This window comes from Terrabacter sp. P2_E3 (genome assembly GCF_056403915.1).
This window is the reverse complement of sequence record NZ_JBFUEN010000009.1, coordinates 165,696-190,509: the sequence shown is the minus strand read 5'-3', so window position 1 is coordinate 190,509 and position 24,814 is coordinate 165,696. Positions and strand designations below refer to the sequence as shown.

Here is a 24,814-nt window from a genome sequence, read left to right as displayed (position 1 = left end):
CGACGTGGAGGGGTCGTGTGCGTGCGCGCGTACGGACGTCTCGGGACGGCCGGTCAGCCGGCGAGACCCCAGTGCTTGCGGAACCCGTCCCGGTAGTCGGTCGAGCCGTACCAGGCACCGGACTTCTCCCCCTGGGCGGTGAGCTCGAGACCGCCGACGTTCCCCGCCGTGACCATGCGCCGGTAGGGGAAGGCGACGTTCGTGGTGGCCGCAGCGCCCGGTCATCATCCGCAGTGCCTGTGGCCGGCACGTAGTAGACGATCCGGCCCTTGAGGCCTCCGACTCCCTTCAGTGGGCTGCCGGGCGCGGTGAACATCTCGACGGCCTTGGTGGCCTGCTCGACGACGGCCTTCGCGGCGGCCGCCTCGGCGCGGGTCGGCTGGGGCGCACCGGTGCCTGCCGCGGTCCGGGCACCGATCGTGGAGGGCAGGGGCTTCGCGTGGTTCGCCAACCCTGGGATCGGCCGGCCCGTGGCGGAGTGACTTTCCGAGACCCTCATCTCGTTCACCGAGTGGCTCGACTCCGTCGCGCCGGAAGGCCGCCCGGTCGTCCTCGTCGGGTTCTGCCGCGGGGCCGCCTTCGCCGGCGGTCTCGTCCTCTCCGATCCGCGCCGGGACGCCGAGGGCAGTGATCCTCCTCAGGACGCTGCCCTTCGAGGCTGGAGTACCCGTGACCGCACACGGCCCCGACGGAACACCGATCATCGTCGCGCAGGGGACGAGGACTCCGTGATCGCGAGGGATCTCCTCGACCGCACACTGAGTGGGGGTCACCCAGCTCAGCTCGACACCTTTCTCGCGGACCACACGTAGGTGCCACCCTGCGCCGCAATCAGTCCGCCGTGCCGATTGATGATGCGGCGCACGGCGTGCTGCAAGGCGGTCAGGCGTTCTTCCCCCAGCCGTTGATGGTCGCTGAACGTGCCCAACATCCCAGTCCAGTCCGTGCCCTCGAACTCGCGGACCCATCGGTAGGTGTGCGTCTCTCCCGGCGACAACGATGGGAGGCCACTGAAGGGGTCCGCGTCCTGGAGCCCGCTGGGATCCTGACCGACGACGGACAGGTCAGGCGCATACGTCTCGTAGGCGGTTCGAACCTCCGCCAGCAGGGCGTCGTCGAGCACGTGGTAGTTCCAGAACAACGCGATGACTCCGCCCGGGCGAAGAACCGACGCTGCCTTGCTCCCCCCGACGAGCGGATCGATCCACTGCCACGCATGACCGCAGGTGACCAGATCGAACATTTGACGACGGCTGTCCCAGTTCTCGAACGAGACGACATCCACTTCCAACCCACGCGCGCGCGCCACCTCGGCCATCCGCTGGTCCGGCTCCACCCCCACGACGCGGAAACCGCGGGCGGCGATAGCCGCCGCCACCTTGCCGGTGCCACACCCGACATCCAGTGTGATTGAGGGGCGGCCGACGAGGAGATCGTCGATGAGCGCGTCGGGATAGCCGGAGCGAAACCTGTCATAGGCCTCCGCTGCCGAGCCGAACGACTCCGCGCGGCCTCGGTCCTGGTGCATCCCCTCCAATGGCACACCACGATGTTGCCATGCCACGCAGCGCCCGAGCCGGCACCGACCGTGAGTCATATGCACATCTGCCGCGATGCGCGTGGTCCCACTCACGCGGTCTCGCCGGCTGGTTCAGTACCTGAACTCGACGCGCGCTCGAAGTCTTCCGAGCTGACGACCCCACTGCCGTGGGCCACGGCAAGGCCCCAACCGCCGGCTCCGCGTCGGGCGAGACAAGGAACGCGAACTGGCCAGCCGCTACGAGCGGCTCATCCTGAGATGAGGCGCTGAGACGACTTCGCAATGCTGCCCGTGCACGCAGTCGCGGCGTCGGCGATGGCGGCGGCTGGCCCACCGAGCGGCTCCACTCGCGGCTGCCGCCGCGGCGACCGCCAGGGTCAGAGCCGTAAGGGCCAGGTCTCCTTTGTCGTGGTCGCGTAGACGCATAGCTTCCATGTGCCCGCTATCCCGTTCCTGTAAACGCCTTCAGGCGTAGCCACCACAGGGAACTTGGCGGCGGTACGAATGCGTCCGGGACGAACAGTGGCGGTAGCGGGCATCAACCCGCCGCCCTCGAACCGTCCGCGGAGATCCACCACGGTCCGGCACGGGTAGTCGCCGCACCGAGCACGTCGACCGCCTGGAGCCTGGACCGCGTCATGCTTTCAGCCTTCGAGCGTCTACGAGGGTGACGACGGCGATCCCCCTCCCCCTTACACCGTCGTCGGGGGCCCCGGGCCGGCCTGACGGCTCCCGGGGCCTCGCCAGACATCACCAACCAAGCGCCCTCGACGGATGGGACGCAGCACGCCGGGCCTCACCGAGCCTGGCAGCGCCAGACCGGTGGGGTCCGTCGGGGCGGGCGGATGCTCCACAGACACGCTCACTCCAGCCCGGCAACACCGTCCGACCATCAGCGCTGCGTACAGCGTCGCGAACGCCCGGCAGGCGCAGGCATGGTCCCACCCACGCCCGGACGCCCGCTCCCCACGCATGGGTCGGGTGGAAGGCACAGGTTGGGTACGTAGAGCGCGTGAGCGCCACCGAACGCGCAGGGAGCCGCTCCGGTCACAGCGCTGAGGACGTCGCGGACCTGATACCCATGGTCCGCCGGATCGTCCACGCCCGCGTCGGTTCTCACCCGGCCGCGGAGGACCTGGTCCAGGAGACGCTCACCCGCGTCCTGGCGGCCAGCCCCACCATCGAACCGGGCATGCTCGAGCCGTACGCGATCGTGACAGCCCGCAACGTCGTGGCGTCAATGTGGCGCGACGTGGACCGCAAGCATCGAAACCAGCACCGCGTCGTCGACCTGAGCACCCCCGATCCTCCGGAGACGCAGGTCCTGCTCGACGAGGAGCAGTCCGCGATGGCTACCGCGCTGGCCCGCCTGACCGAGCGCGAGCGCCGCACCCTGCTGGACCACGAGGTCAAGGGAACGGACACGCGCACTCTCGCCGCGCGCGAGGGCAGCACGGCAGGCGCTGTGGCAGCCCAGCTGAACCGCACGCGCGCTCGGCTTCGTGTCGAGTACCTCTTGGCTGCGGCGCAGATCGATCCTCCGACCGAGCAGTGCCGGGCGGTCCTCATGGCGCTCAGCAGCGGCGACCAGCGACGTCAGCGGGAGGTTCACGCGGCGCAGCACCTGCTCGAGTGCGAGCCCTGTGCCGGGTTGAGCCAGCCGCTGCTCGAGCGGGGCCAGCCACGCGACGACCGTCTGACCATCCCGGTCACCACCGACCCCGACATCGTCACGGCCCGTGGGGCCGCGCGAGCTCGCGTCGCGCCTGGCCTTCGGGCCCACCGACCTCACGGTCATCGCCACCGCCGTGTCGGAGGTATGCCGCAACATCGTCCGTTTCGCCGGCACCGGCGAGGTCGTGGTCAACCTGCTCGAGGTCCCGCGCCGCGGCATCCAGATCGTCGCCCGCGACGGCGGACCCGGGATCCCCGATGTCGAACGCGCGCTCGACGACGGGTTCAGCACGTACGGCGGACTCGGCCTGGGCCTCCCGGGCGTCCGTCGCCTCATGGACGAGTTCGCCATCGCGAGCGAGCCCGGCCACGGCACCACAGTGACCATGACGAAATGGGAGAAGGCAGACCATGAATGACCGCACCACCGACCACCAGCCGGTGCACGCCGCACCCGAGCACGACTCCGCCAGGTCCGGACCGAGCGGCCACCTTCTGTCGCAGCTCGTGGCGCATCTGCGAGAGCACCGGACCCGGCTCCAGGAGGAGTGGTCACAACGCATCCAGCAGGCCCACCTGCTGACGGCGATGACTCCTCAGGAGATGGCCGCCGAGACCACGTCGGTCTACGACAACTACGTCGAGGTGCTCGAGACGGGGAATGTCGAGGCGCTGCAGCACTACGCGAGGGACCTTTCTGAGCGGATCATTCCGCGCGGCGTCGAAACCCACGAGGTCGTCGGGATCGTGCTGCTGCTACGCGACGTCCTGGCGCGTTCGCTCTTCGAGAAGTACCAGCGTGACTTCTCGATGCTCAACGAGGTGCTCGACGCTTACGAACCGGCGGCGAACCGCATCGCCAACACCGTCGCCGTCAGCTTCGTCGATGAGCGGGAACGCGTCATCCGCCAGCAGCAGGACGCCATCCGTGAGCTTTCGACCCCCGTGCTACCGGTGCGCGAGCGGCTCCTCATCCTGCCCATCATCGGGGTGCTGGACAGCGAGCGCGCGAAACAGCTCACCGAGCAGCTGCTCTCAGGGATCCGCAAGCACCGCGCCAAGGTGGTCGTCATCGACATCACCGGCTCCCCGGACGTCGACGAGGCGGTCGCCAACCACCTCGTGCAGACGGTCGACGCGTCACGCCTGATGGGTGCGAGCGTCATCATTACCGGGCTCTCCCCCAAGATCGCGCAGACCCTCGTGACGATCGGGGTCGACCTGAGCAAGATGAACACCATCGGCGACCTGCAAGGTGGGCTCGAAGAGGCCGAGAGGCTCCTCGGATACGCCGTGACTCGGAAGGAGGTCGACTCGACCTCGTGAACGGCGGACCAGCGCTCGTGTCCATCATGCGGCAGGGATCGACCCTGATCGCGTCGATCCACACTGCCCTGGACGACTCCGAGCTGGTCCGCTTCGAGCACGACCTCGTCAAACAGATCGGGGAGCACCGCTCGCGCGGAGTCATCATCGACGTCGCAGCTCTCGACGTCATCGACTCCTTCGCCGCGCTGACGTTGCGCCGGATCGCTGACATGGCACGACTGCGCGGCGCGCTGACCGTGCTTGTCGGGATCCAGCCGGAGGTAGCCTTCGCGATGGTCCGGCTCGGCATGGGCACGGGTCAGATCCCTACTGCCCTCGATCTCGAGGAAGGGGTGCAGCTCCTCGCGGAGGTTGCCGCGACACGGAACTTCCCCTCTTCTGGCTCCCAGCCCCAGAAACGCACGTGAGCCCCCATCGGCCGGCGCGGCTCGTCGTCGACGACCTCACCCAGGACTACCGCGCGACGCTGCGGCGCTTCCTGCCCCGCCGCGACGAGGCCGCCCGGGAGTCGGCATACGAGCTGGGGCGGCACGCCTTCACGGGCGGTATCAGCCTGCTGGTCATGACGCGCATCCATCAGAACGTCGCCATCGAGGTCCTGCGCGAGACCGGCCCGGACGATCGAGTGGACGTAGCCGAGCGTTCGGGCGAGCTCCTGCTGGAGGTGCTGGCCGCATACGACATGAGCCACCGCAGCGTCCTGGAGCCTCGACACGACGACCGGACGCCTTGACGGCGATCGCATGACGCGGGATCCATAGCCGATATCCGGACTGATCGGACCAGTTCGTGCTCGAACTTTGCGCAGGGCATCTCCCATAGGTCCTGTCAGCTCGCATCATGTGATGCGTGAGGCGTGCTCTTCAGAGGTGACCGACGGCCCACGAGGCCGCCCGTACGCCGATGAAGGAGTCACACCCATGAAGCTCACCTACAAGCTCTGCGCCGCCGGAGTCACCCTCGCCACCACCGCGGCCTTGGGCCTCGCGCCGGTTGCCAGCGCCTCCGCGGCGCCTGCCGCTGCCGCAGCCGCGCCCGCGGCCGCCACACCGAGGACGACGGCTTCGTCGACGATCAACCAGGTCGTCGCCGGCGTGGGCACGTTCACCGGCTCGTTCGCCCCGACGTCGTTCAGCAACCAGAACGGTCAGCTAGCCGTGACCGGAATCGTCACTGGCACCCTGACAACCCTCGCCGGTGCCACGATCCCGGTGACCCGGACGGTCACCACGACGGTGGCGAACGCCACCGCTGCGGGCACGTGCGACATCCTCAACCTCGTGCTCGGACCGCTGCACCTCAACGTGCTCGGCCTCGCCGTCGATCTCAACCAGGTGGTCCTCAACATCACGGCCCAGTCGGGCGCCGGCAACCTGCTCGGCAACCTCCTGTGTGCAGTGGCTGGACTCCTCGACGGCAACGGCATCAATGGGCTCGCCAACCTGCTCAACCGCCTCCTTGGTCTCTGACGCGGTTCAGCTCGCCCCGCTGCACTCCCGGGTCTGATCTCGCTCGGGAAGGAGGGCTCCGGTCCGGCGAGGGACCGGAGCCCCTCCGGCGCCCCGGACGCGGTCCGTCACGACAAGCAGTGTGACGGAGTGCGCTTGTGGGGATCAGGTCTGAACGACGACACGGTCGGGGCCGTGTCTGCCGGAACCCGGCACCATTGAAAGGCACTCATGCTCGCCCTCTCCCTCACCTCTCCGCTGGTCGGCCTGGCGCTGATGCTCGTCATGCAACGCATCGAGGACCACATCGTCCCTTCAGAGCGTCGCTGAGCCCAGGATCCAGGTCACTCGACGACACTCCACACGCGGCCCGTCGTACACGCCACGTGCGGCATCGTCACCTTCGCCGGGCTCATCCTGTGGGCCCGCGGACCGCTCAGCCGTCGACGCCGGTCGAGCCGTGCGGCTGCCCCACGGGTTTCGACTCGGGCGAGCCCCGCTCTCGCAGGTAGATGCTCAGCACGACCATGCTCGCGACGGCCAGGAACTCGGACTGCCAGTTCTGAAACGTGCGGTTCCAAAAATCCGGGGCAGCCGCGTACTGAGCCCAGTCGAGAGGGGCCTTGAGGTCCTGGATCTGATCTGCGTTGTATGCCGAGCGTCCGGCGATGAACTGGGCCAGCCATGAGAGCAAGAAGATGGCCGCCATCGTCAGTCCGAGCGACCGCGAGAACAGCCGCAGGCGCCACCCGCCGGCCTTCGCCCAGGTTGGCGAGTCCCTTTGGGCGTACCGGCCGACTTTCTGGTCCTTGTCCGACTCCCGACCCAGCGTGTCCAGCGGCTTCGATTCGGGAGAGCCCTTCTGGGCCAGCCAGACGGTGAGCAGGATGAAGAGGAGGAACTGCAGGTACTCCGACTGCCAGTTCTCGGCCACGTCGACGGCGAACTGCGAGGAGGTCACGTACCGGAGAAGCGTCATCAACGGAAGGCCGGCGTCGGCCGCCTGCCGGTTGTAGGAAGCCAGTCCCGTCAGCGCTTGCCCGACAAGCGCCGCGACCAAGAGGGCCGTGAACGCCAAGGTCAAGCCCTGCTCACGTACCCGCTTCATCGCTGCGCCAGCCCGACGAAGATGCAAGCAGCCAGCACGACCCCAATGAACACGAGGATGGCGATGAATGCAGCGCGCACGGTCAAGCTCCCTTGAGCTCACACGAGAAGGGACGATCTTGTTCCTGGGGGGTGCAACCAGCAGCAGTCACACGCCAGCCGGAGCCGAACCGTGCCAAGAACAGCGTGTCGTGCTCGAGCCGCACCATGGCGTCCTGGCCAAACACGTCCACGGAAATCACCCTCCCAGCGCTCGGCAAGTTGGCATCCTTGATCCCCTGGGCACACGGACCCGAGGAGTCTTCGAGTTCTTGACGGGTCTGTGGAGCCAGCAGCGCACAGGCTGCCTCTGGCTGCGCGTCGACGGACGCGGTGAAGCTGGTGGCGGCCCGAGCGGCATCCGTCGCCGCGGGCGAGCTGTCGCCGGAACAGGCTGCCAACGCCAAACAGGCGCACACCGCCAACACGGTAGGCACGCGAAGACGAGTCATGGCGCGACCCTACGGTCTTGACGCGTCCACGTGAGGCACCGGCGCCGGGTTGCCAGAGATCTCCCAGCCGCGCACCCACCTGTCTCCGCGCGACAGGAACCCAACAGCCGTTCGTCACCGCCAAGCTGGTCAGCGTTCGCCGTCTCAGCCATGCATCGGGCGGCACCGCCGTGCCAGACCCGAGATGGGATGCACCGTCTCCCCTCACGCAAGCCGCGCCCGGATCACCAGGGCGCACCAGACGGTTGTGTGTCAGAGGCGTGCTGACCTCGGTGCCGGCGACGTTGGCGAGCGCCGTCCGCAGTCGCCAGGGCCCGAACCTCACAAGCAGCTCATGCGCGGTGACGACGACCTGGGCGGTGGCCGGAGTGATCCCGAACGCGAGCGCGGGCAGTCGGTAGCGACCCTCGAATGCGAACTCGAATTCGCGAGTCACGTCGTGCGCCGCAAGCTGGACGGCGGGTCGAGGAGCCCTGCGACGCCGCGTTGCTGCTCGCCGAGGTAGGCATCGAGCACGAGGAGCCCCGCGGTGGCCACGGGGGTGGCCCATCGCAGCCAGCTCATGCGTTGTGTGAGTCGGTGGGCCTTGTCCTCCACCGCAGGATCCCCCTGAGCGTGCTCGAGCGCATCGTCGAGCTCGGCACTGGATCGGTAAGCCTCGGCGCTGACCATGATCGCCGTCCCTGTCAGCGCCGTCTTGAGGATGACGGCCGCCGCCGTAGGAGGGTGACCGACGACGCGGCGCCGGTTATCGGCCAAGATCGCGAGGCCGCTCAGGAGGTGCAGGCCGATAGCCGCACCCTGAACTGGACCCCAACGGCGCCACCCCTCGTCCGCGATCTCGGCTGGGTCGCGGGCGTCGTCACTCTTGCGGCGGGCTGGTTGCAGCGCGACAGCGCCCGCCAAGGAGCCGCCGAACCATGCTGCGTTGGTGAGCACGTGCGTGGCACGAACGAAGGTGCTGTATGCCGTCATGCGAAGTCCTGGTGCATCTGGCGCACGCGGCGCGGTGTTCGGTGGGGACTTGGCCGTACCCGTTTCCCACCCCGAGACACCTCGGCTCCGCTCTATGCCGTTACGCGTGCACGTCGTCAACACCGGTCCGGCTTCTGGGCTGACTGATCTCGCGGCCAAGGGCGAGCCGTTGGCCTACGGCGGTGCGCCCTCGAGGCTGCGCCCCGCAGCGTCCGAGGGACTCGAGCAAGGAATCGCTCGGACGACGCCGCCTCCCAGACCACAGGGGAGGTCGAGGAGACGGCGCCGCCAACCAGGACGTACCCAGGGTCGGATTGGCCGAACTCCCGTGAGCCGGCCAATCCGCCAGACCTGACAGGTGACTCGCAGATCTTCACTGGGCGCCTAGGCATGAGACGCGTCGGCCTGCCCGTCCCGAGGGCGTTCCAAGCGCCGGTGGGTGTGGCACAGGACATAACGCGCACCCGTGTGGTTCGGGCAGTGTGCGATGGGTACGAAACGGCTGGACGGCACAGTTTGCCGGTCGTCCCCCGCCCCCGCTGCTCGAAGGAGCGCCTGTGTCCACCGATGCCATCGTCCTGCTCAAGCAGGACCACAAGGACGTGCGCGAGCAGTTCCGCGACTTCCGCAAGCCCGACCAGACCCCGGTCCAGAAGCAGAAGATCGTCGACACGATCCTCGAGCTGCTGACCGTGCACACCTACATCGAGAACGAGGTCATGTACCCCCGCGTGCGGGACCTGCTGCCCGACCTCGAGGACGACGTGCTCGAGTCGTACGAGGAGCACCACGTCGCGGACGTGCTCTGCATGGAGCTCGCGGCGATGGACGCGACGGACGAGCGGTTCGACGCCAAGACGACGGTGCTCATCGAGAACGTCGAGCACCACATGGCCGAGGAGGAGCAGGACTGGTTCCCGAAGGTCCGCGAGGGCCTCGGGCGCAAGCAGCTGCAGGAGCTCGGTGAGGAGCTGCTCGCAGCGCGGAAGAAGGCGCCGCGCCGTCCCGAGCAGCCCAGCGCGATGAAGAAGGCCATCGACGCGGTCGTCTCCTGACGCAACCTGAGCGAACGTCGGAGAAGTCCGCCTTTGAGGAGAGTCCATGAGCGGCCAGATCCCCCCGGTCCCCATCGAGACCGAACCCAGCAGTCCCTGCGACTGCGACAACTGCCCTGCGGACTGCACGTGTGACTCGTGCTCATGTGAGGACTGCACGTGCTCAACATGTAGCCACGCCGCATGACGATCTGTCGGGCCGGCTGACAACGCGTCAGTTCCCGCCCGGCGCCTTCGTTTCCGGCTGGTCCGCACCCGCAGGCTGCTCGCGACGCCGCCCGCACTCCACGGGGAGTCGCCCGGTGACGCGCAGGACCTCGGCGATGTCGTGCAACTTGATGTTGCCGTCCTGTGAGAGCCGTCGAAGGTAGGCAAATGCCGCGTCAGGAGCCATCTGGTAGCGCTCCATGAGGATCCCGATCGCTTGCCCGACCGTGCAGCGACTTCAGGCCCCTCACGAGGTTGTCATGCGGGGGCATCGCGCGGTCGCTAGCGGTGTTCAACTCGGGAAAATGGACATACAGATGACCGGAGTCGTCCGTGACGGGTGGCTTCCCTCGCGCCTTGAAGGTGCCGTCATTGACCCAGACCGTCCGGCGTGGCATCGATGTCGCGGCTCCAGACCTACTACTCCAGGAATGCAATCCAAGGGCTGCCTGTGCAGGCTCATCACCTGCGAAGCCCCGGTCGTGATGCGGACGAGCCGCCGTCGTGGCTCATGCCTCACCGGTGAACGCACTGACGATCGCCCGAGCCAATGCCACCACGCTCGTACCCGCTTGCGCGGCAGCCCGGTACAGGCGTTCCTCTGCGACGTGGGCCTCGATCCCGCGCGAACTGACGAGCAGGCCCACGGCCTGGTCGACGTACGCCTGGCCCTTCAGCCTCTCCGGACTCCGGACTGCTTCGAGTCGGGTCGAGAACGACAGGTCGGCGTTGGACACCACGCCCGGAGCCCAACCGCCAAAAAGCCTCGCGAGCTCACTCTCCTGTCCTTGGAAGGATGAGGCGTGGCCGCCATAGAGATTGACACCTCCCGTCACTATCCCCTCCTCCCCGAAGGGGATTGACAGGGTGCTGCGGACACCTGCCGCCGCGGTCGCCTGAGCGAAAAGCTGCCAGCGCCCCTCGTCGAGGAGGTCTTCGACATCGGTCCCCACGATCTCGTCGTCGGCGACGGCCTTGACGCATGGCCCCCCGTCGACGTACTGGACCGCGTCCATCACGGCGACCTCCAGACCCGTGGCGACATACGTCAGTACGAGCTGCTCGGCCACCAGTGTCAGACTCAGACCGACCAGCGTCGGGATCTTCTCCTTCGCCGTCGCGGCCACCTCCGCCAGGTCCCCACGAAGGTCACTGTCTCCGAACCGTTCCAGCTCCGACAGGGCTTCATCCGTTTCGGGTATCGGCTCCATCGCCGTCCGTCACCTCCTGCGTCCTCGACGTCATCGCCCGCGGCGCGCCTCACGCGCACCTGTCCGTCACGTGCCCATCGGCCGCCCATCCAAACCCGCACCGGCCGCGATCGTGACCGCCTGGCGCCGCAACGGAATCCAGGCGGCTACCGGCCGCCGCAGCATTTCTGGAGGACGCTGGGTACGTTCGAGTGCGCTCGTAGCCCTCCGGCAGAAGAGCGATGCAAGGCTCACCAGGTCCTGCCGGACCTCGGCGAGACGTGCGGCCTCGACGTGATGTCGACGTGGGAGCACCGAGAACTACCCACGGTCCCGCGCGTGAGGCACTGGCTCGGCTGCGCTTCGCACGACCTCGGGCGAGGGTGTTTGACGATGGTGAGATCGGGTATCGAAGCCATGTGGTTTCTGACGAGTACCGCCCCGTGAATGAACTCACCATTCGGGAGCTTGCAGCCGAGCTGGCCCGCGTTGAGGACAGGCTCCGGGATCAGGCGCATCACGCTGGGCCAAACCCCCTTCCGGGCCAAGTAAGCCGCGAGGCCGCTCTCAGGCGGCGTGAGCGTGCGTTGCTCGCAGAGCTGAGAGTCCGCCGCAGCGGTCGCACCGCCCAGACGGCCGGGCAGGGCGAGGTTGTGGCTCCAGTAGCCGCCGACGTCCACGGATCCGCGACACAGTAAGGGGTGGCTCGGCGCCCAGCATGAGATCTCCCGAAGTGCGGTCCCCGCCCCTTGAAGGTCGACACGGGAAGGCCGCAGGCGACGAGCCTGCACGCCGACCACAGTCGGCTCCCAACGTTCACATGCGGGTAGCCCGTCAGCGACCGGACCGGGCGCGCAATCGCCGGCCGACGAGTAGGCGTACACACAGGTCGTCCACGCGAGCACACGGTCCTGACCCACCGAGCCGACGTGGACTAGACCCCCGTCGGTCCAAGCGCAGCGATCGACGCTGCGGTGGGTGAGGGGCGCAGGCAAGCCGCGCTGATGCCGGGGTGTGATCTCCCGCGGTGCGACGACGCCTCCTTGCATTGCCGGTGGATAGTCGACCTGCACCGCACGCCTCGGTAGAGACGTACGCGATGGGGTCTGCGAACGCATTCATCATGGGGTCCGTGCGTGGGCGAGCCGGAGCCGCCGCTCGCCTTGCTGCACAGGTGCAGGGGGCGACCGATGGTCACCGGCCGCCCCCTGCACGCTGACAGTTCTGGAGATCAGCCCTGCGGTTGGTTCTTGACGGCGTCGGCGGACTCGGAGGCGCTCTCCCGCACGTCGGCGGCGGCGTGCGCGCCCTCGTCCTTGACGTCCTGGGCGGCCGATTGAGCCGTCTCCTTGACCGACTGCACGGCGTCCTGTGCCGGCTGCTTGAGGTGCTCGGCCGACTCGCTCGCCACGTCCTTGGCCACCGTCTGTGCCTGCTGCACCACCGGCTCGGCCTTCTCCTTGACCGTCTCAGAGAGGCGGCGCTCCTTCTCGGACGCCGGGAGCAGGGACCCCAGGAGCCATCCGGCGCCGAGCGCGATGACCCCGGCTGCGAGGGGGTTGCCCCGCGCCTTGCGCTGCACGGTATTGCCAGCATCGCTCGCTGCCTCACCGACACCGTGGGCCAGACCCGAAGTCCTGTCCCCGGCGTCGGTCGCGGTCCCCATGACCCGCTCTCGCAGGGCCGCGGCACTTCCCTTGACCTTCTCGGCCTGGCGGTGGGCGACCTGTCCCGGGCTGACGGACTCACCCAGAGCGTTGACGTCGCGGCTCAGGTTCTCGCGCGTGCGCTCGATGTCCGCCCGGATCGCGTCCGGGTCGTTGTTGATCGGGTAGTTCGTGCTCATCGTTCCTCGTTTCCCTTCAGCGCGTCCGGCACCCGCTTGGCGGTCTCCGTCGTGCGCGGTAGTCCTTGGATCTCCTTGGTCGTGCGCCTGCCCATCGCCGCGAGGACCGCGCCGACGACGGCCCAAACGGCCATGACGATGACCGCAGCCCAGCCTCGGTGGTCGAGGGCCCTCGAGAGCCACTCCCACACGGCCAGCGACAGGAAGAGGAGCGCCATCCAGCCGGAGAGGGCAGCGCCACCGAACATGCCGGCGGCCTTGCCTGCTCGCGAGGTGGACTCGCGCACCTCGGCCTTGGCCAACTCCACCTCCTGGCGGAGGAGCGTGCTGAGCCCTTGGCTGATGTCAGCCACGAGCTCGCCGATGGAGGCGTGCTCGGCCTTCTCGTGCGAGCTCTCGTAGGCGGCGCCGGAGGTCGCGTATGCGGTGTCGCCGGGGGCACGGGTGAACGACGGGTCCGTCGTGGTCACCGAGGGGTCCGCGCCGGCGTACGGGGCCGCTGCGGACGCGCCGGACGGGCCCGCATCCCTCCCCGAGCCGCCTTCCGGCCACGTGCTCATCAGCGCACCCCGCTCTGGCCTTCGGTGTAGCTCTCATCGAGCGGGTCGGACGTCACGCCCCCCGTCACAGAGGTCACCGCGTGCGTGTCGCTGTCGCGTACACCAACGGTGTAGGGCTCGCGCCGCACTGGCGATTCGGAAAGCGAGGCCGCCGCCGTCGGGGACACACCAGACGAGAGCGGCGGAGTCGCGGGGCTCGCGCCAGTCGTCGACCGCGTCGGGGTCTCGGTGCCGGATCCGCCACCGCTCTCGGCGGTGAGCCCCCGCGTCAGACGTCCGCCAACGACTCCAAGGACAGCGGCACCGAGCAGGAAGGCGCCAGGGCGCCGACGCGCCAGGGAACGCAACTCCTCCAACATGTCACCCGGCTGGCGGTTCTCGAGCCAGTCGGCGGCCGACGCAGCACGGTCCGCGGCTTGCCCGGCCGCCTCCCCCGCCACCCCCTTCTGCGAGGAGCTAGAGGCCATCTCCCGCAGCTCGTCCGCGAGGGAACGCAGCCCGCTCGCCGCTCGCTCGCCCTGCACGGAGGCCTGGTCGTCGAGCTCGCCGCGAAGCTGGGTGAAGAGCTGGCGCAGCTGTGTGGCCGCCTCCGATGCGACGTCCTTGGCGCCCGATGCCGCGGTGTCGGCGACGTGACGGCTGCTGTCCGCAGCGTCTGCGGCCACGGACTTGGCCTCGGTCTTGACACTCGTGTCTCCGCCGGTGAAACCCCCGGACGCTGACGTCGCGCCGGAGTGTTGGCCGCCATCAGCGGTGGAGGGCGACGTGGTGCCGACGGTCAGGTCGTCCGGCACGGTCGTCTCGTACGGTCGTTCAGTCATGGGTCTGGTTTCCTTCCATGGTCGCGCGACTGGGCAGGCCCCTTGCTCGAGCTGCCCGGTCGAGCCGGTGTTGCTAGTCACCGGATACCCAGCCCAAGGCCTCCCAAGCACGTTCGGACACGTGGGTGCGAACTGGTCTGGAACGGGTATGTCAGCCGGTTCACTGGCAGTACCCCCGACCACAGATTCGACGTCTGCCGCGTCATGCGAGCGACCTAGCGCTGTCGCGAGAATGACGGCGGCACAAAGGATCCCAAACGCTCCGGGGGCCGCTGGGCCATGAACATGCGTTGGAGGATGACGGCGTAGACGAGCCGTCCGGACTGTGCAAAGTCGATCCCGGGCATTGCCTGCGAGACCGAGAGCTGTTTGTGCACCCCAGCCATTTTCGGCCGTCGCTCACCCCGCGTTGGAGGCCTGAGTCGGCGACCCGCCTGATCAGAGGTCTTGCGCAGACTGGGACGGGAGGCGCTCGATCAGCCCATCCGCGACGGCCTGCGCCAGCTGCGCCGGACCCTCGAATACGTGGGCCGCTCCGGCATCGAGCAGCTCAGCCTCACTGAAGCCACCCGTGAGGAGGCCGACCGACGGCATGCCCGCGGATTGCGCAGCCTGAGCATCCCACGTGGCGTCACCGACCATGAGACCGGCCGAACCGCCGACCCTCGACAGTGCCACCTGCAGCAGGTCGGCGGCCGGCTTGCTCTCGTCGGCGTCATCCGCGGTCGTCCATGCGTCCGCCAGGGACTGGCCGTCAAAAAGACGCAGGAGCGTCTCGACGTGCTGCTGCTGTCCAGAGCTGGCCAGGACGAGATGGTGGCCGCGATTCTTCACCGCCTCGAGGAGCGCGCGCGTCCCATCGAAGGGCCGGACCTCCCCGATGAGCCTGTCGAACTCCTGTGTCCACCGATCACGCAACGCGTCACCGAGGCGCTGCTCGGCTTCGGCACCGGCAACGTGTGCGACGAGCTTGTCGCCCCCCATCCCCACCGCACGGTGGATCCGCCACACAGGCGGGAACAGCTCGAAGTGCGCGAACGCCCGTGTCCATGCGAGCGCATGGTGGTAGTTGCTGTCGACGAGTGTGCCGTCGACGTCGAGGATCACCGTGTCCGTCATGCAGTCGACGTACCCATGGCTGTCGCCCTTCCCCCTGGCGCCCGCCTCGAGCCGTTCATCGGCCCGTCCGACCTGGTCCCTCGACGGCTGTTCACCGAACAACACGGTGGTCGAGTGGGCAAGGAGTGCCTGAGGAATCCGGAACGAGATCGGTACTGGCCACCTTTCCGCCGCCCGGGCACCGAAGAGGTCGAGAAGTCCAGCCCCGACGTGAGAGGAATCGGTCAGACCCATAGAGGTTGTCGTAGGGCTTCATGGGTCAAGCCTGGAGGTCCCGGCGTAGTTCTCGCACGCTGATGGGTATAGACGTCTTGGTTCGGCAGCTGCCGTTCCATCCCGGTGGCCACTGTCGTCAGTGGCTCTCCGGCGATCCCGTCCCTACGTCTCTCGCTCGCGCTCAACGCGGTCGAGACCGGAGCTACTCATGAGTGACACCCCTACCGACCAGAACCTCCCCCAGCGCTTGCGCGCCGTGGCCGAGGACTTCGAACGCCTTGGACAACAGCTCGGCCGAACCGACGCCAAGAACGCCTTTGCCGCACTGACCCGACTCGCGGCCGAGCGGGTGTCCGGAGCGCGAGCAGTGAGCATCACCACGCTCAGCCATGACCGGTTCGTCACGGCTGCCGCATCCGACGATGTGGCGAGACAAGCGGACGCAATCCAGTACGAGCTCAACTCGGGACCGTGCGTGGACGCCATCGTCGAGCACACCATCTACCAGCCTCGAGACCTCGCGACGGACGAACGGTGGCCTGCCTACGGTCGGCGCGTGTCCTCCGAGCTGGGTCTCCGCAGCATGCTGTCCTTCCGGATGAACCTCGAGATGGCCGGGATTGTCGCTGGGCTCAACTTCTATGCCGACGAGCCAGATGCATTCAACGACCACGATCTCGCTGAGGGGCTCCTGCTCACCACCCACGGAGCACAAGCCGTCGCGGCGGCGCACCTACGCGACAGGGTTGCGAACCTTGAGCGAGCCCTGAACTCGAACCGGGACATCGGGACTGCCGTGGGCGTCCTCGTTGCTCAGCACAGGCTGACCCGCGACCAGGCATTCGACCTGCTGCGCATCGCCAGCCAGAACACGAACCGCAAGCTGCACGACGTGGCCCTCGACGTCATCGACACCGGCGCTGTGGACGTGACGCCTCACGGACACCCGTAGGCCGGCCAGGGCGACCCGATTCCGTCACCTCACCGCGGGAAGGGAGCTTTGCCCTTCGCCCCCCCGGCAGTCGTCAGCGCTGCCGACGCTCGAAGCGGTCGGGCACCGCCAGCACCGCTCGGACCACCTCACGCGAGAAGCCCGGCTGCTCGTCCCGAGTCACAGGACCAGCCGAGAAGATCTTCGGCCCAGTGGCAGCTATCAGCGCGGCCGACGACGAACTGGACGCCCTTCGCATCGCCAACGACACAAGCTACGGCTTGTCCAGCGCGGTCTTCACCGGCGACATCGAACGTGGTGTCCGCTTCGCTCACGGCGTGGAGGCAGGAATGACGCACGTCAATGACGCGACGGTTCCTGCCGACGTCCACGCCGCCTTCGGGGGCGAGAAGCAATCCTGGGTCGGCCGCTTCGGCGGCGACTGCGTTTTCGACGCCCGCTCACGTATGGACGTGAAGTGGACGTCCTTGGAGCTGTAGCCCGTCGGTATGCGATTAGGTCAGCGGCGTGCGATGCCCCTATGAACCGGACGATCTCATCACCACAGACGGCGGCAGGGCGCGCGCGAATGGTTGACCGGCTGAAGAGGTGCATCAAGGTGCCCTAGCGCCAGGTGGAGGTGATGACTCGCGTTGCGAGATGTTGATCGCCTAGTGATTGCGCGACCCCACCAAGCCAGGTCGTGTACCTCTTGCGCGACGGGCGGGCACTATGGCCACCGGTGTGTGTACCTGACTCAGCAGGGCACGGCGAACATGCCCAGAGCTTCCGCCCAGCAGTCCCCGGTGGCCCCTAGAACCTAGAACAAGCAGGCTGGCGCCGCCGGCCTCGTTCATCAGGGCCTCTACTGCTCCGACTGGCAGCACGCGATGGCGCACTTCAACGTCCGGAAACGCTTCTTCGTACGGGCGCAGCAGGCGCCTGAGGTGCTCACGTTGTTCGCGCTCAGCAATGGCATTCTTGCCGCGCCGTAGATCAGGCGTGAGCGGTGACCAGGCGCGCACCGCGGTGAGACCGGTGCTGCGGCGCCGGGCCGCATCGAACGCGAACCCCAACGCGTCAAGGGGACTGCCCACTTGACTGACACCCACAACGACCCGGCCTTGGGATGATCCCGGTGACGGCCGCTCGGCCAAAGTCACTGCTACGAGGGGGGTGCGCGCCTTCTCGGCGATCCTGGTCGCGGTCGAGCCTCTCAACCGTGCCCACGCTGTCTGCTGCGCGCCGGCCCCTACTACCAGGAGTGCGTCCGTGGTCCCTTGGGTGAGCAAGGCGTCGATCCCCGACCCGTTATGAGGGTGGGTCGAGACCTCGAGGTCCGGGACAACCTTCAAGGCGTGGCACATTGAATCGTGTAGGACGTGCTGCGCAGCCTCCAACGCCACGGCGCTCTGAGCTGGCACGCTCAACGCCGCCCACGCGTCAGTCAGCGTCGGAAGGCGGAACGCGTGCACGATGCGCAGCGGAACGTTGCGGGCCGCCGCCTCCGCGGCCGCCCACTCCAAGGCGGCGCCACTGCGGGCGTCGTGAGCCACGCCGACGATCAGTTCTCTCGGCGGTACCGGCAACAGGGCAGCCTGGCCGTGACGCCACGACGGGTCAGGCACTGGTCCTTGCTGGGGAGACATGCCGGACTCATCTGTTAGCGGGTGTGACGGCCAACGGCCTCTGCACTGCTGACCCCGGCGAGGCAAGAGCGGTGCGCAGCCGGGCCCTGCCTCGGTGAATGCGGGTTCGCACGGTGGCCTGCTTGAGGCCGAGCTCGGTGGCGACCTCTTCGTTGCTCAGCCCGCGAAGGTCGCGCAGAACGATGACCTCTCGAAAAGCCGGCGGCAAGGTGTCCAGGGCTCGTTGCAGTCGGGGCTCGAGAAGGGTGGCGGTGACAGCGTCGGCCGGGTCCAGCTCGCTGCTGCGCAACAGGCGTTCCTGAGACTCGGACATTGGGCTGAAACGGAGCCGGTTACGACGCCGCACCTGGTCGATGTACAGGTTCTTGGTGATCCGGGCCAGCCACCCGCGAAAGCTGCCCCCCGGAACGTAACAGTGCAGTGCACCGAAGGCACGGACGAATACGTCCGACGTGAGGTCCTCAGCGTCATGCTGGTTGCGGGTCAGACCCCGCGCTTGGCGAAGAACGAAAGCATGGTGGTCTAGCACGATCTGCTCCCAAGACACACCCTTTGGATCGAACGTCTGCACTTGCGCCCCGAGCGGACGACGGGTGTCCTGACCTAGCCCGGGGACCCCGACGCGGCGGCCGCTGGCAGTTGCTGTTCTGGGCATGAGAACTCCTGTCTCGGGTATGCAGCTGGACGACGCACGTCGCTGGCCTAGTAGTCGCGGGGCAGGACCGCTGGCGTCAGCGCGGACGCTTCAGGTCCTGGCATCTACGGGGTCCGTACCGGAGGAGCTTGGGCCGACACTGGCCTTCCCCCGAGATGCTGATGGCGAACGAGGGCTGCGGCCATGAGGGCAGCGATGGCGAACAGTCCGGCGTTGACGATCAGTCCCGCATGCACGCCGGAGGTCAGGGCGTTCTGCAGCGCGGTCCGCGCCGGCGCAGGTAGCGAACGAGGGTTCAGCGTGCCCTTGGAGAACGCGAGGACGATGTCGTCCTGGAGCGGACCGGTCACCCCCGAGGTGGTCAGTGCCGCCGGGAGGCGACTGGTGGCGCCGCTGGTCAGGATGGTGCCTAGCACGGCCGTGCCCATGACGGCGCCGACCTGCCGGAAGGTGTTGACGAGCCCGGATGCCATCGCCGCGTGTACGGGCGCGACGCTGGTCAGCGCTGCGGCGGTGCTGGCGGCCACGACGAAGCCGAGGCCGGCGCCGAACAAGGCCAACGAGAGTTCCAAAGACAGGTGGTAGGTGGTGGCGTCAGCAGAGAGCATGACGATGCTCGCCGCCGCGCTGAGGCTGAGCCCGGCGACCATCGGAATGGTGAACCCGATCTTGCGGACGAGCTTCGCGGTGACAGCCGAGGCGAGGATGAACGCGAGCATCTCTGGCAGCAACCTCAGCCCTGTGGCGAGCTGCGTGAGGCCCAGTACGCGCTGGAAGAACAAGACGACCAACAACGTGACGCCGGTGAAGCCAAACAGGCCGACGGCGGAGACAACCATCACTACCGAGAATGACCGCGAGCGGAACAGTCGGACGTCGACCATGGGGTCTCGCGCGCGCAGCTCGACACCCACGAACGCTGCTGCAGCCACGGCGGCCACGGCGAAGGACACGACGACCCGAGGATCTCCGTAACCACGACTTCCGCCCTCGATGATCCCGAATACCCCGCACGAGACGGCCAAGGTCCCGAGGACCAGTCCGGCCGGGTCGAGCCGTTGGCCGGGTTGGCGAGACTCCACAACCCACGGGAGCGTGACCGCTAGGGCTACTGCTCCCAAGACAACATTCGTGAGAAACACCGAGTGCCAGCTGTAGTGCTCGAGTAGCACACCAGCGATGACGGGGCCGGCGGCCAATCCGATGCCTGACGCTGCGGCCCACAGACCGATGGCTTCAGTGCGGCGATGCGGGTCGGTGAACGTCACGGTGATCAGGGCGATGCTGTTGGGCAGGATGAGGGCGGCGCCGAGCCCGGCGATTCCCTGCCCGGTCAGGAGAAGGGAGACGTCTTGTGCCGTCGCGACGGTCAGGCTGCCGAGAGCCAGCACGACCACACCGCACACCAAGAGGCGCTTGCGCCCATAGAGGCTACCCAGGGTTGAGGCGCTCAGGATCAGTGCTGCCACCGGGAGGGTGTACGAGCTAGCCACCCACACCAGGGTGCTGGGCAAGACGTGCAGGTCGTTGCCGATGGCGGTCAAGGTGCCGATGGTGGCTGTGATCTCCAGGAACGTCATTCCTGCTGTCAGGCACATCGCGAACAGGGTGATGCTAGGGCTACCAACGCGGCGAGAGCTGATGCGGGTGGCGTGGCTCATGACGGGCTCCGGTGCGTGATGGGAAAGAGGCAGGCATGCGCGATCCGAGGGCCGCGGCCCTCGCCCGTCCGCGCTCTGTGCACGGGGCGAGGGCCGTGACCTGCTCGGTGTCGGATCAGGGGACGGTGCCGAACGGACCGAGAGAGTTGAGGTCGAGTCGCAGCGTCTCGGCCATCGCCCAGGCGTTGGGGAGGGTGAAGACGTCGGCGCCCCCGAGACGGTCCTTCCAGCGGGGCACTAGCTCGTCAGTGGCCTGAGCCGCGACGGCGTCCAGGTACGCGCGGAACACCGCCCAGTTGTTGCCCGTGTCGATGCTGGACATGGTGGCGGCGAGGTCGACCGCGCTGAGCGCCGACTCGGTAGTCGCCTTCAGGTCGGCCAGGTACTCCACCTGTACGTGGACGTCGTGGCGCGTTCCGGGGCGGGTGACGTGACCACCGACCAGATGCTCGAAGTCGTAGCTCAGGGCTTGCTCGGTGACCGAGACGAACCCGGGCACGAAGGCCGAAAGGGCCAGGTTGGAGAACGGCACCCATCCGGGGAAGATGACGTCGACCAGCATGAGCACCCGTTGCCCCGGAGCGTGGATGAAGCTGTTGCCCTCGCTGTGGTTCGGTCCGGGGTACCGCATCTCCAAGGTGTGGTCGCCCGCCTCGATGGTCGCCGTGTGGTCGAACACGTGGGTGGCACGGGGCCGGTGCGGGTCGCCGAGCAGTTCCAGACGTTGCGCCGTGGCGCGGTGGGCGTACCTGGGCACGCCTTCGGGATAGATGGACATGGCCCCGCAGTGGTCGGAGTGGTGATGGCTGTACACCACCTCCGTGATGGGCTTCCTGGTGACCGTGCTGATGGCGCGAAGGATGTTGTGCCCCAAGGTCGGAGGCGCGTCGACGGCGATGACGCCCTCGTCGCTGACGACGAACATCGTCTGGTAGCTACCATCGCCGATCCAGAAGATCCCATCGGCGATTTCCTCAAGGGCGTATCCGGCGTCCGGGATCTGTGGGCCCTGGGCGATGTCGGGCACCGGGTAGGTCGGCGCCTCCCTGCGGCGCTTTGCCTCGTCGGCGAAGTACGACGATGAGGCGGTGTCGGTGCTGGCGACTGCTGTGGACATCGGCCCGTCCCCTCAGACTCGACCGGGCAGGCGGGTGGTGAGCTCCTGCAGGATCCAGCGGTTGCCTTCGCTGTCGTGGAACGAGGCGTACGAGGCATAGGAACGTCGGTCGGGATCGGGACCGCTGGCGCGTCCTTCGGTGCCTCGGTGGAAGCCGCCACCGACGCCGCCCTTGGCGTCATGGAACACCTCGCTGACGTCGACACCGCGGGCAACGAGCTCGCTGCGAGCGGCGTCGATGTCCGCCACTGCCATCAGGACGTCTGACGACCCAGGCTGTGCAGTGGTGACCTCCGTGCCGAAGATGACCGATGCGGGCGACCCAGGAGGAGTCACCTGCAACAGGCGGTATCCGGTCGGCGAGTTCGCTTCCGCGTCCACACGCCAGCCGAGTCCGGTGTAGAAGGCCTTGGCGCGGTCGAAATCGGCGACCGGGATGATGACGACCTCGATGCGGAACGTTGTTCCGCTCGGCCCCGGGCACGTAGCGTTTGTGCCCGGTTCCACTTCAGTGCTGGTCATGGTCTTGCCCTCCTGGTTTGGGTGTGGGGCCGGAATCGGCAACTCGAGTGTTCGTCTTCGCGTGCGGCGGGCGCCCCCGTGAACTCCCCTTGAGTGACACGGGTCAAGCACGTCTCGCCCCCGGGGACGCGTCCCGGACGGACGTCGAGCAGGGCACGAACGGGGTTCCGCATCCACGGACCGAAGGCACCAGCAGGTGGGGCAGATCTGCCGAAACCCGTCCCTTCGCCGGTTTCTCGTCGTCGCGTCATCTGGCCCGTGCGACATCAGCCCGTGATGCGGACCAGTGCTTCCACGGGCGCGGTATCCCCACGCCACGAGCAAGGTCGTACGTATCCCGAATCCGCATCGAGGGTCGGGCCCTTGAAAGGCACGAACATGAACCCCACACCCACCGGTGACAGTGACCAGCGCGCTGCCAAGCCCTCGACCCGGCGTGGTCTGTCGCGCCGTACCTTCGCCGGCGGCGCTGCAGCTGCGTCGGTCCTGACCGCGGTTGGCGTTTCGCAGGCCGTCGCCTCAGTGAGCGGTCGGCGCCCGACTGCACGACTGGGCACTGCCGCGAACGCACCCGGTCTTCCAACGGGTTTCGCCAAGACCTTCAAGAGCCGGTTCGTGACCGCGAACGGGGTGCGTCAGCATGTCGTCATCGGCGGCGACGGGCCGCCCCTGCTGCTCGTCCACGGCTGGCCGGAGACCTGGTACGCCTGGCGCTTCGTGATGCCGGAGCTTGCCAAGAGCTACACAGTGATCGCCGTCGACCAGCGCGGGATCGGGCTCAGTGACAAGCCGGCAGGCGGGTACGACAACGGCAACATCGCCATGGACCTGGCCAGTCTCATGACTTCGTTGGGGTACGCCAAGTTCGCCGTCGCCGGCCACGACACCGGCATGGTCGCCAGCTACGCCTTGGCCGCCGACTATCCCGACCGGGTGGCGCGGGTCGCCCTGATGGAGGTCCCCGGGCCGCCTTCGCGCGTGGCGTCGCCGCCGGCGTTCCTGCCTGGGCCCGCCAACAACAAGCTGTGGCACATCCCCTTCAACCGCATCGGCAAGACCGCCGAGCAGCTCATCACCGGCCGCGAAGACATCTTCTTCGGCTACGAGTTCAAGATTCAGGGCGGCACCCTGCCCGCCGACCTCGTCAGCTACTACATCGGCCTGGTCTCCGACCCGGTGTCCCTGTCTGGCAGCCTCGGCTTCTACCGGGACTTCGATGGAACCCTGGACCAGAACGACGAGCGCGCCAAGACGCCGCTACCCATGCCCGTCCTGGCCGTCGGTGGGGTCGAAGGGTGGGGCACTGCAGTGGGCGAGCACCTGGATGGTCTCGCGACCAGTATCCAGACCGTTGCCGTTCCCGGCGCTGGGCACTGGGTCGCCGAACAGGCCCCGTCCACGCTGGTGACGGAGTTCAAGGCGTTCTTCGCCCCGTACCGGGCGGCCGTGGGCTAGGAGCAGGCGTCCCCCTATTCATGCGTGCGCAGCAACGCTCTGGGCGGTCGTGGAGGAGCGGGGTCGGGCGGTTGCTATGCGAATGGCACCGCCCGACTTCGTGCGTTCCGCTCACTGGTGTGAAAAGAGGAAACACGGACTGCTTCCGCACCCACCACGCCGGCATCGCGACGGGCGGCGGGCATTCGCCTTGTGCGCCACCGACGAACGTTGGTGCGGAGATGATGATCCGCCACCGACGGCGCAGCCCGTAGGCGGACTCAGTCCGGACCGCCAGACGTCGAGGTAACGAACGCAACTTAGAGGCACTGGAGACCAGTATGGAACAACCTGATCACCCGCCGGCCGGCGAGGTGAGCTCCGAATCTGCACCTTCCTACGCGATGAAGCTGGAGGTCGTGGTCATCCCCGTCGCGGACGTCGATGCAGCCAAGGCGTTCTACGCGCGGCTGGGCTGGAGGCTGGACGCAGACAAGACCAGCGGGCACACGTTTCGTCTCGTCCAGTTCACTCCCCCGGGGTCGTGTTGCTCCGTCCAGTTCGGGACCGGGCTCACCGGAGCCGCCCCTGGGTCCGCGCAGGGCCTGCACCTGGTCGTGTCCGACGTTCCTGCGGTGCGGAATGATCTGGTTCGACGCGGAGTAGACGTGGGACCGGTGTTCCACTGCGCCAGCGGTTTCGCCTGCCGGTTTCCCGGCAACGACGAACAGCTCCCCGGGCCGCACCCAGACCGCGCCACGTACGGGTCGTTCTTCAGCTTCCCCGACCCTGACGGCAACACCTGGATTGTCCAGGAGATCACGACCCGCCTTCCCGGCAGAGTCTCCGTCGGTGTGGTCACGTTCGCATCAGCCCACGTTCTGTCCCAGGCGCTGGCGCGCGTAGCGGCCAGCGCCTCGGAAGGTTCACCGGCCATCGATCTCGGGTGGGCGGATCGGGTGGCCTCCTCGTTGATCGCGCAGTACGCCGACGGCGTCGCCCACTCGTGACGACGCCGCCCTACGCGGTGGTGTTACCGGCCGCCGAGCAGCCGCTCCAGCGCCCGACTTGCTTCGTCGACGGCTTGGTCGGTCGTCCGGCCGCCTTGCCGAGCTGTGATGTACGCCGCGTACCAGTCGGACCAGTGATGTTTGGGCGCTGCCGCCTCGTACGGGCCGTGGTGCTCCTCGGCCTCACGCAGGAGCACCGCGAGAACTGACACGTCCATGATGTTCATCCCTTCTCATGTGGCTCATCGCAGCCTCTG

The 24,814-nt window shown here is 67.8% G+C and carries 27 protein-coding genes and 2 pseudogenes; 12 read left to right on the top strand and 17 right to left on the bottom strand.

The features are described from left to right. Nucleotides 1-53: 53 nt before the first annotated feature. Nucleotides 54-176 carry a hypothetical protein gene (locus tag AC1DW8_RS13345; RefSeq protein WP_478094553.1) on the bottom strand — a complete coding sequence of 41 codons (123 nt, stop codon included), beginning with the start codon at nt 174-176 and terminating at the stop codon, nt 54-56. 93 nt (nt 177-269) lie between these two features. Between AC1DW8_RS13345 and AC1DW8_RS13340 the strand changes: the two genes are divergently transcribed. Then, entirely contained in the window at nt 270-482 is a 213-nt protein-coding gene (locus AC1DW8_RS13340) for a hypothetical protein (RefSeq protein WP_157623372.1), read from the top strand. 296 nt (nt 483-778) lie between these two features. On the opposite strand, the gene AC1DW8_RS13335 is transcribed toward AC1DW8_RS13340, so the two are convergent. Further along, nucleotides 779-1,528 (bottom strand): class I SAM-dependent methyltransferase, encoded by a 750-nt coding sequence (locus AC1DW8_RS13335; RefSeq protein WP_478094550.1) that lies wholly within the window; start codon nt 1,526-1,528, stop codon nt 779-781. Nucleotides 1,529-2,621: 1,093 nt separating this feature from the next. Here AC1DW8_RS13335 and AC1DW8_RS13330 point away from each other — a divergent pair. From AC1DW8_RS13330 to AC1DW8_RS13305, 6 genes and pseudogenes are all read left to right on the top strand, one after another. Further along, nucleotides 2,622-2,990 (top strand): annotated as a pseudogene (locus AC1DW8_RS13330) (sigma-70 family RNA polymerase sigma factor); the annotation flags it as partial. A gap of 289 nt (nt 2,991-3,279) precedes the next feature. Beyond that, entirely contained in the window at nt 3,280-3,633 is a 354-nt protein-coding gene (locus AC1DW8_RS13325) for an ATP-binding protein (protein ID WP_478094548.1), read from the top strand. Next, nucleotides 3,626-4,540, top strand: coding sequence for an STAS domain-containing protein (locus tag AC1DW8_RS13320; RefSeq protein WP_156415672.1), 915 nt, complete (start codon nt 3,626-3,628; stop codon nt 4,538-4,540). Before AC1DW8_RS13325 ends, AC1DW8_RS13320 begins: the two co-directional genes overlap by 8 nt. Nucleotides 4,541-4,566: 26 nt before the next feature. Further along, nucleotides 4,567-4,950, top strand: coding sequence for an STAS domain-containing protein (locus AC1DW8_RS13315; RefSeq protein WP_056780304.1), 384 nt, complete (start codon nt 4,567-4,569; stop codon nt 4,948-4,950). Next, nucleotides 4,947-5,276 (top strand): phosphatase RsbU N-terminal domain-containing protein, encoded by a 330-nt coding sequence (locus AC1DW8_RS13310; protein ID WP_056779853.1) that lies wholly within the window; start codon nt 4,947-4,949, stop codon nt 5,274-5,276. Before AC1DW8_RS13315 ends, AC1DW8_RS13310 begins: the two co-directional genes overlap by 4 nt. A gap of 187 nt (nt 5,277-5,463) precedes the next feature. Beyond that, a complete protein-coding gene (locus AC1DW8_RS13305) occupies nt 5,464-6,012 on the top strand; it encodes an ABC transporter substrate-binding protein (protein WP_478094545.1) in 549 nt (182 codons plus the stop codon). A gap of 415 nt (nt 6,013-6,427) precedes the next feature. Here AC1DW8_RS13305 and AC1DW8_RS13300 read toward each other — a convergent pair whose 3' ends face one another. The 3 genes from AC1DW8_RS13300 to AC1DW8_RS13290 all read right to left on the bottom strand — a co-directional run bounded on the left by AC1DW8_RS13300 (nt 6,428) and on the right by AC1DW8_RS13290 (nt 8,564). After that, on the bottom strand, nt 6,428-7,099 hold the full coding sequence (locus tag AC1DW8_RS13300) for a DUF6766 family protein (RefSeq protein ID WP_056779857.1): 672 nt from the start codon (nt 7,097-7,099) through the stop codon (nt 6,428-6,430). Between the two features lie 82 nt (nt 7,100-7,181). Further along, on the bottom strand, nt 7,182-7,589 hold the full coding sequence (locus AC1DW8_RS13295) for a hypothetical protein (protein WP_478094542.1): 408 nt from the start codon (nt 7,587-7,589) through the stop codon (nt 7,182-7,184). A gap of 432 nt (nt 7,590-8,021) precedes the next feature. Then, the gene (locus AC1DW8_RS13290) at nt 8,022-8,564 is read right to left on the bottom strand and encodes a hypothetical protein (RefSeq protein ID WP_056824981.1); all 543 of its coding nucleotides are present in this window, start codon (nt 8,562-8,564) and stop codon (nt 8,022-8,024) included. A 557-nt stretch (nt 8,565-9,121) separates the two neighbouring features. Between AC1DW8_RS13290 and AC1DW8_RS13285 the strand changes: the two genes are divergently transcribed. Beyond that, nucleotides 9,122-9,619: a hemerythrin domain-containing protein gene (locus tag AC1DW8_RS13285; protein ID WP_478094540.1), complete on the top strand. Its 498-nt coding sequence runs from the start codon at nt 9,122-9,124 to the stop codon at nt 9,617-9,619. A gap of 214 nt (nt 9,620-9,833) precedes the next feature. Here AC1DW8_RS13285 and AC1DW8_RS13280 read toward each other — a convergent pair. The 6 genes and pseudogenes from AC1DW8_RS13280 to AC1DW8_RS13255 all read right to left on the bottom strand — a co-directional run. Then, nucleotides 9,834-10,052 (bottom strand): annotated as a pseudogene (locus AC1DW8_RS13280) (ANTAR domain-containing protein); the annotation flags it as partial. A 283-nt stretch (nt 10,053-10,335) separates the two neighbouring features. Next, complete coding sequence (locus tag AC1DW8_RS13275) at nt 10,336-11,037, bottom strand: GAF and ANTAR domain-containing protein (RefSeq protein WP_056824977.1); 702 nt, start codon at nt 11,035-11,037, stop codon at nt 10,336-10,338. A 1,210-nt stretch (nt 11,038-12,247) separates the two neighbouring features. After that, entirely contained in the window at nt 12,248-12,862 is a 615-nt protein-coding gene (locus AC1DW8_RS13270; RefSeq protein ID WP_056824974.1) for a DUF3618 domain-containing protein, read from the bottom strand. Next, the gene (locus AC1DW8_RS13265; RefSeq protein ID WP_478094537.1) at nt 12,859-13,422 is read right to left on the bottom strand and encodes a phage holin family protein; all 564 of its coding nucleotides are present in this window, start codon (nt 13,420-13,422) and stop codon (nt 12,859-12,861) included. The genes AC1DW8_RS13270 and AC1DW8_RS13265 overlap by 4 nt, the downstream gene beginning before the upstream one ends. After that, on the bottom strand, nt 13,422-14,216 hold the full coding sequence (locus AC1DW8_RS13260) for a hypothetical protein (RefSeq protein ID WP_056824972.1): 795 nt from the start codon (nt 14,214-14,216) through the stop codon (nt 13,422-13,424). The genes AC1DW8_RS13265 and AC1DW8_RS13260 overlap by 1 nt, the downstream gene beginning before the upstream one ends. Before the next feature lie 465 nt (nt 14,217-14,681). Further along, nucleotides 14,682-15,596: an HAD family hydrolase gene (locus tag AC1DW8_RS13255; RefSeq protein ID WP_235508613.1), complete on the bottom strand. Its 915-nt coding sequence runs from the start codon at nt 15,594-15,596 to the stop codon at nt 14,682-14,684. Between the two features lie 190 nt (nt 15,597-15,786). On the opposite strand from AC1DW8_RS13255, the gene AC1DW8_RS13250 reads away from it, so the two are divergent. Both AC1DW8_RS13250 and AC1DW8_RS13245 read left to right on the top strand, forming a co-directional pair. Beyond that, the gene (locus AC1DW8_RS13250) at nt 15,787-16,530 is read left to right on the top strand and encodes a GAF and ANTAR domain-containing protein (protein WP_056824970.1); all 744 of its coding nucleotides are present in this window, start codon (nt 15,787-15,789) and stop codon (nt 16,528-16,530) included. Further along, on the top strand, nt 16,419-17,009 hold the full coding sequence (locus AC1DW8_RS13245) for an aldehyde dehydrogenase family protein (protein WP_478094948.1): 591 nt from the start codon (nt 16,419-16,421) through the stop codon (nt 17,007-17,009). The genes AC1DW8_RS13250 and AC1DW8_RS13245 overlap by 112 nt, the downstream gene beginning before the upstream one ends. 171 nt (nt 17,010-17,180) lie before the next feature. Here the strand turns inward: AC1DW8_RS13245 and AC1DW8_RS13240 are convergent, their stop codons facing one another. The 5 genes from AC1DW8_RS13240 to AC1DW8_RS13220 all read right to left on the bottom strand — a co-directional run bounded on the left by AC1DW8_RS13240 (nt 17,181) and on the right by AC1DW8_RS13220 (nt 22,113). Next, nucleotides 17,181-18,158: a universal stress protein gene (locus AC1DW8_RS13240; RefSeq protein ID WP_478094534.1), complete on the bottom strand. Its 978-nt coding sequence runs from the start codon at nt 18,156-18,158 to the stop codon at nt 17,181-17,183. A gap of 7 nt (nt 18,159-18,165) precedes the next feature. Next, nucleotides 18,166-18,729: a sigma-70 family RNA polymerase sigma factor gene (locus AC1DW8_RS13235; protein WP_056779946.1), complete on the bottom strand. Its 564-nt coding sequence runs from the start codon at nt 18,727-18,729 to the stop codon at nt 18,166-18,168. A 188-nt stretch (nt 18,730-18,917) separates the two neighbouring features. Then, complete coding sequence (locus tag AC1DW8_RS13230) at nt 18,918-20,474, bottom strand: MFS transporter (protein WP_478094532.1); 1,557 nt, start codon at nt 20,472-20,474, stop codon at nt 18,918-18,920. 115 nt (nt 20,475-20,589) lie between these two features. Then, nucleotides 20,590-21,591 (bottom strand): MBL fold metallo-hydrolase, encoded by a 1,002-nt coding sequence (locus AC1DW8_RS13225; protein WP_056779952.1) that lies wholly within the window; start codon nt 21,589-21,591, stop codon nt 20,590-20,592. A gap of 12 nt (nt 21,592-21,603) precedes the next feature. Next, a complete protein-coding gene (locus AC1DW8_RS13220; RefSeq protein WP_478094530.1) occupies nt 21,604-22,113 on the bottom strand; it encodes a VOC family protein in 510 nt (169 codons plus the stop codon). Between the two features lie 363 nt (nt 22,114-22,476). On the opposite strand from AC1DW8_RS13220, the gene AC1DW8_RS13215 reads away from it, so the two are divergent. Then, nucleotides 22,477-23,568, top strand: coding sequence for an alpha/beta fold hydrolase (locus AC1DW8_RS13215; protein ID WP_478094528.1), 1,092 nt, complete (start codon nt 22,477-22,479; stop codon nt 23,566-23,568). Nucleotides 23,569-23,951: 383 nt separating this feature from the next. Beyond that, nucleotides 23,952-24,557 (top strand): VOC family protein, encoded by a 606-nt coding sequence (locus AC1DW8_RS13210; RefSeq protein ID WP_056779961.1) that lies wholly within the window; start codon nt 23,952-23,954, stop codon nt 24,555-24,557. Nucleotides 24,558-24,580: 23 nt separating this feature from the next. On the opposite strand, the gene AC1DW8_RS13205 is transcribed toward AC1DW8_RS13210, so the two are convergent. After that, nucleotides 24,581-24,784, bottom strand: coding sequence for a hypothetical protein (locus AC1DW8_RS13205; RefSeq protein ID WP_235509677.1), 204 nt, complete (start codon nt 24,782-24,784; stop codon nt 24,581-24,583). Nucleotides 24,785-24,814: the final 30 nt, after the last annotated feature.

Excerpts from the sequence above, each read along its gene's own strand:
- AC1DW8_RS13345 (WP_478094553.1), bottom strand. The coding sequence starts at position 176 with ATGGTCACGGCGGGGAACGTCGGCGGTCTCGAGCTCACCGCCCAGGGG.
- AC1DW8_RS13335 (WP_478094550.1), bottom strand. The coding sequence starts at position 1,528 with ATGCACCAGGACCGAGGCCGCGCGGAGTCGTTCGGCTCGGCAGCGGAG.
- AC1DW8_RS13320 (WP_156415672.1), top strand. The coding sequence starts at position 3,626 with ATGAATGACCGCACCACCGACCACCAGCCGGTGCACGCCGCACCCGAG.
- AC1DW8_RS13315 (WP_056780304.1), top strand. The coding sequence starts at position 4,567 with ATGCGGCAGGGATCGACCCTGATCGCGTCGATCCACACTGCCCTGGAC.
- AC1DW8_RS13305 (WP_478094545.1), top strand. The coding sequence starts at position 5,464 with ATGAAGCTCACCTACAAGCTCTGCGCCGCCGGAGTCACCCTCGCCACC.
- AC1DW8_RS13300 (WP_056779857.1), bottom strand. The coding sequence starts at position 7,099 with ATGAAGCGGGTACGTGAGCAGGGCTTGACCTTGGCGTTCACGGCCCTC.
- AC1DW8_RS13295 (WP_478094542.1), bottom strand. The coding sequence starts at position 7,589 with ATGACTCGTCTTCGCGTGCCTACCGTGTTGGCGGTGTGCGCCTGTTTG.
- AC1DW8_RS13290 (WP_056824981.1), bottom strand. The coding sequence starts at position 8,564 with ATGACGGCATACAGCACCTTCGTTCGTGCCACGCACGTGCTCACCAAC.
- AC1DW8_RS13275 (WP_056824977.1), bottom strand. The coding sequence starts at position 11,037 with ATGGAGCCGATACCCGAAACGGATGAAGCCCTGTCGGAGCTGGAACGG.
- AC1DW8_RS13270 (WP_056824974.1), bottom strand. The coding sequence starts at position 12,862 with ATGAGCACGAACTACCCGATCAACAACGACCCGGACGCGATCCGGGCG.
- AC1DW8_RS13265 (WP_478094537.1), bottom strand. The coding sequence starts at position 13,422 with ATGAGCACGTGGCCGGAAGGCGGCTCGGGGAGGGATGCGGGCCCGTCC.
- AC1DW8_RS13255 (WP_235508613.1), bottom strand. The coding sequence starts at position 15,596 with ATGGGTCTGACCGATTCCTCTCACGTCGGGGCTGGACTTCTCGACCTC.
- AC1DW8_RS13250 (WP_056824970.1), top strand. The coding sequence starts at position 15,787 with ATGAGTGACACCCCTACCGACCAGAACCTCCCCCAGCGCTTGCGCGCC.
- AC1DW8_RS13240 (WP_478094534.1), bottom strand. The coding sequence starts at position 18,158 with ATGTCTCCCCAGCAAGGACCAGTGCCTGACCCGTCGTGGCGTCACGGC.
- AC1DW8_RS13230 (WP_478094532.1), bottom strand. The coding sequence starts at position 20,474 with ATGAGCCACGCCACCCGCATCAGCTCTCGCCGCGTTGGTAGCCCTAGC.
- AC1DW8_RS13225 (WP_056779952.1), bottom strand. The coding sequence starts at position 21,591 with ATGTCCACAGCAGTCGCCAGCACCGACACCGCCTCATCGTCGTACTTC.
- AC1DW8_RS13220 (WP_478094530.1), bottom strand. The coding sequence starts at position 22,113 with ATGACCAGCACTGAAGTGGAACCGGGCACAAACGCTACGTGCCCGGGG.
- AC1DW8_RS13210 (WP_056779961.1), top strand. The coding sequence starts at position 23,952 with ATGAAGCTGGAGGTCGTGGTCATCCCCGTCGCGGACGTCGATGCAGCC.
- AC1DW8_RS13205 (WP_235509677.1), bottom strand. The coding sequence starts at position 24,784 with ATGAACATCATGGACGTGTCAGTTCTCGCGGTGCTCCTGCGTGAGGCC.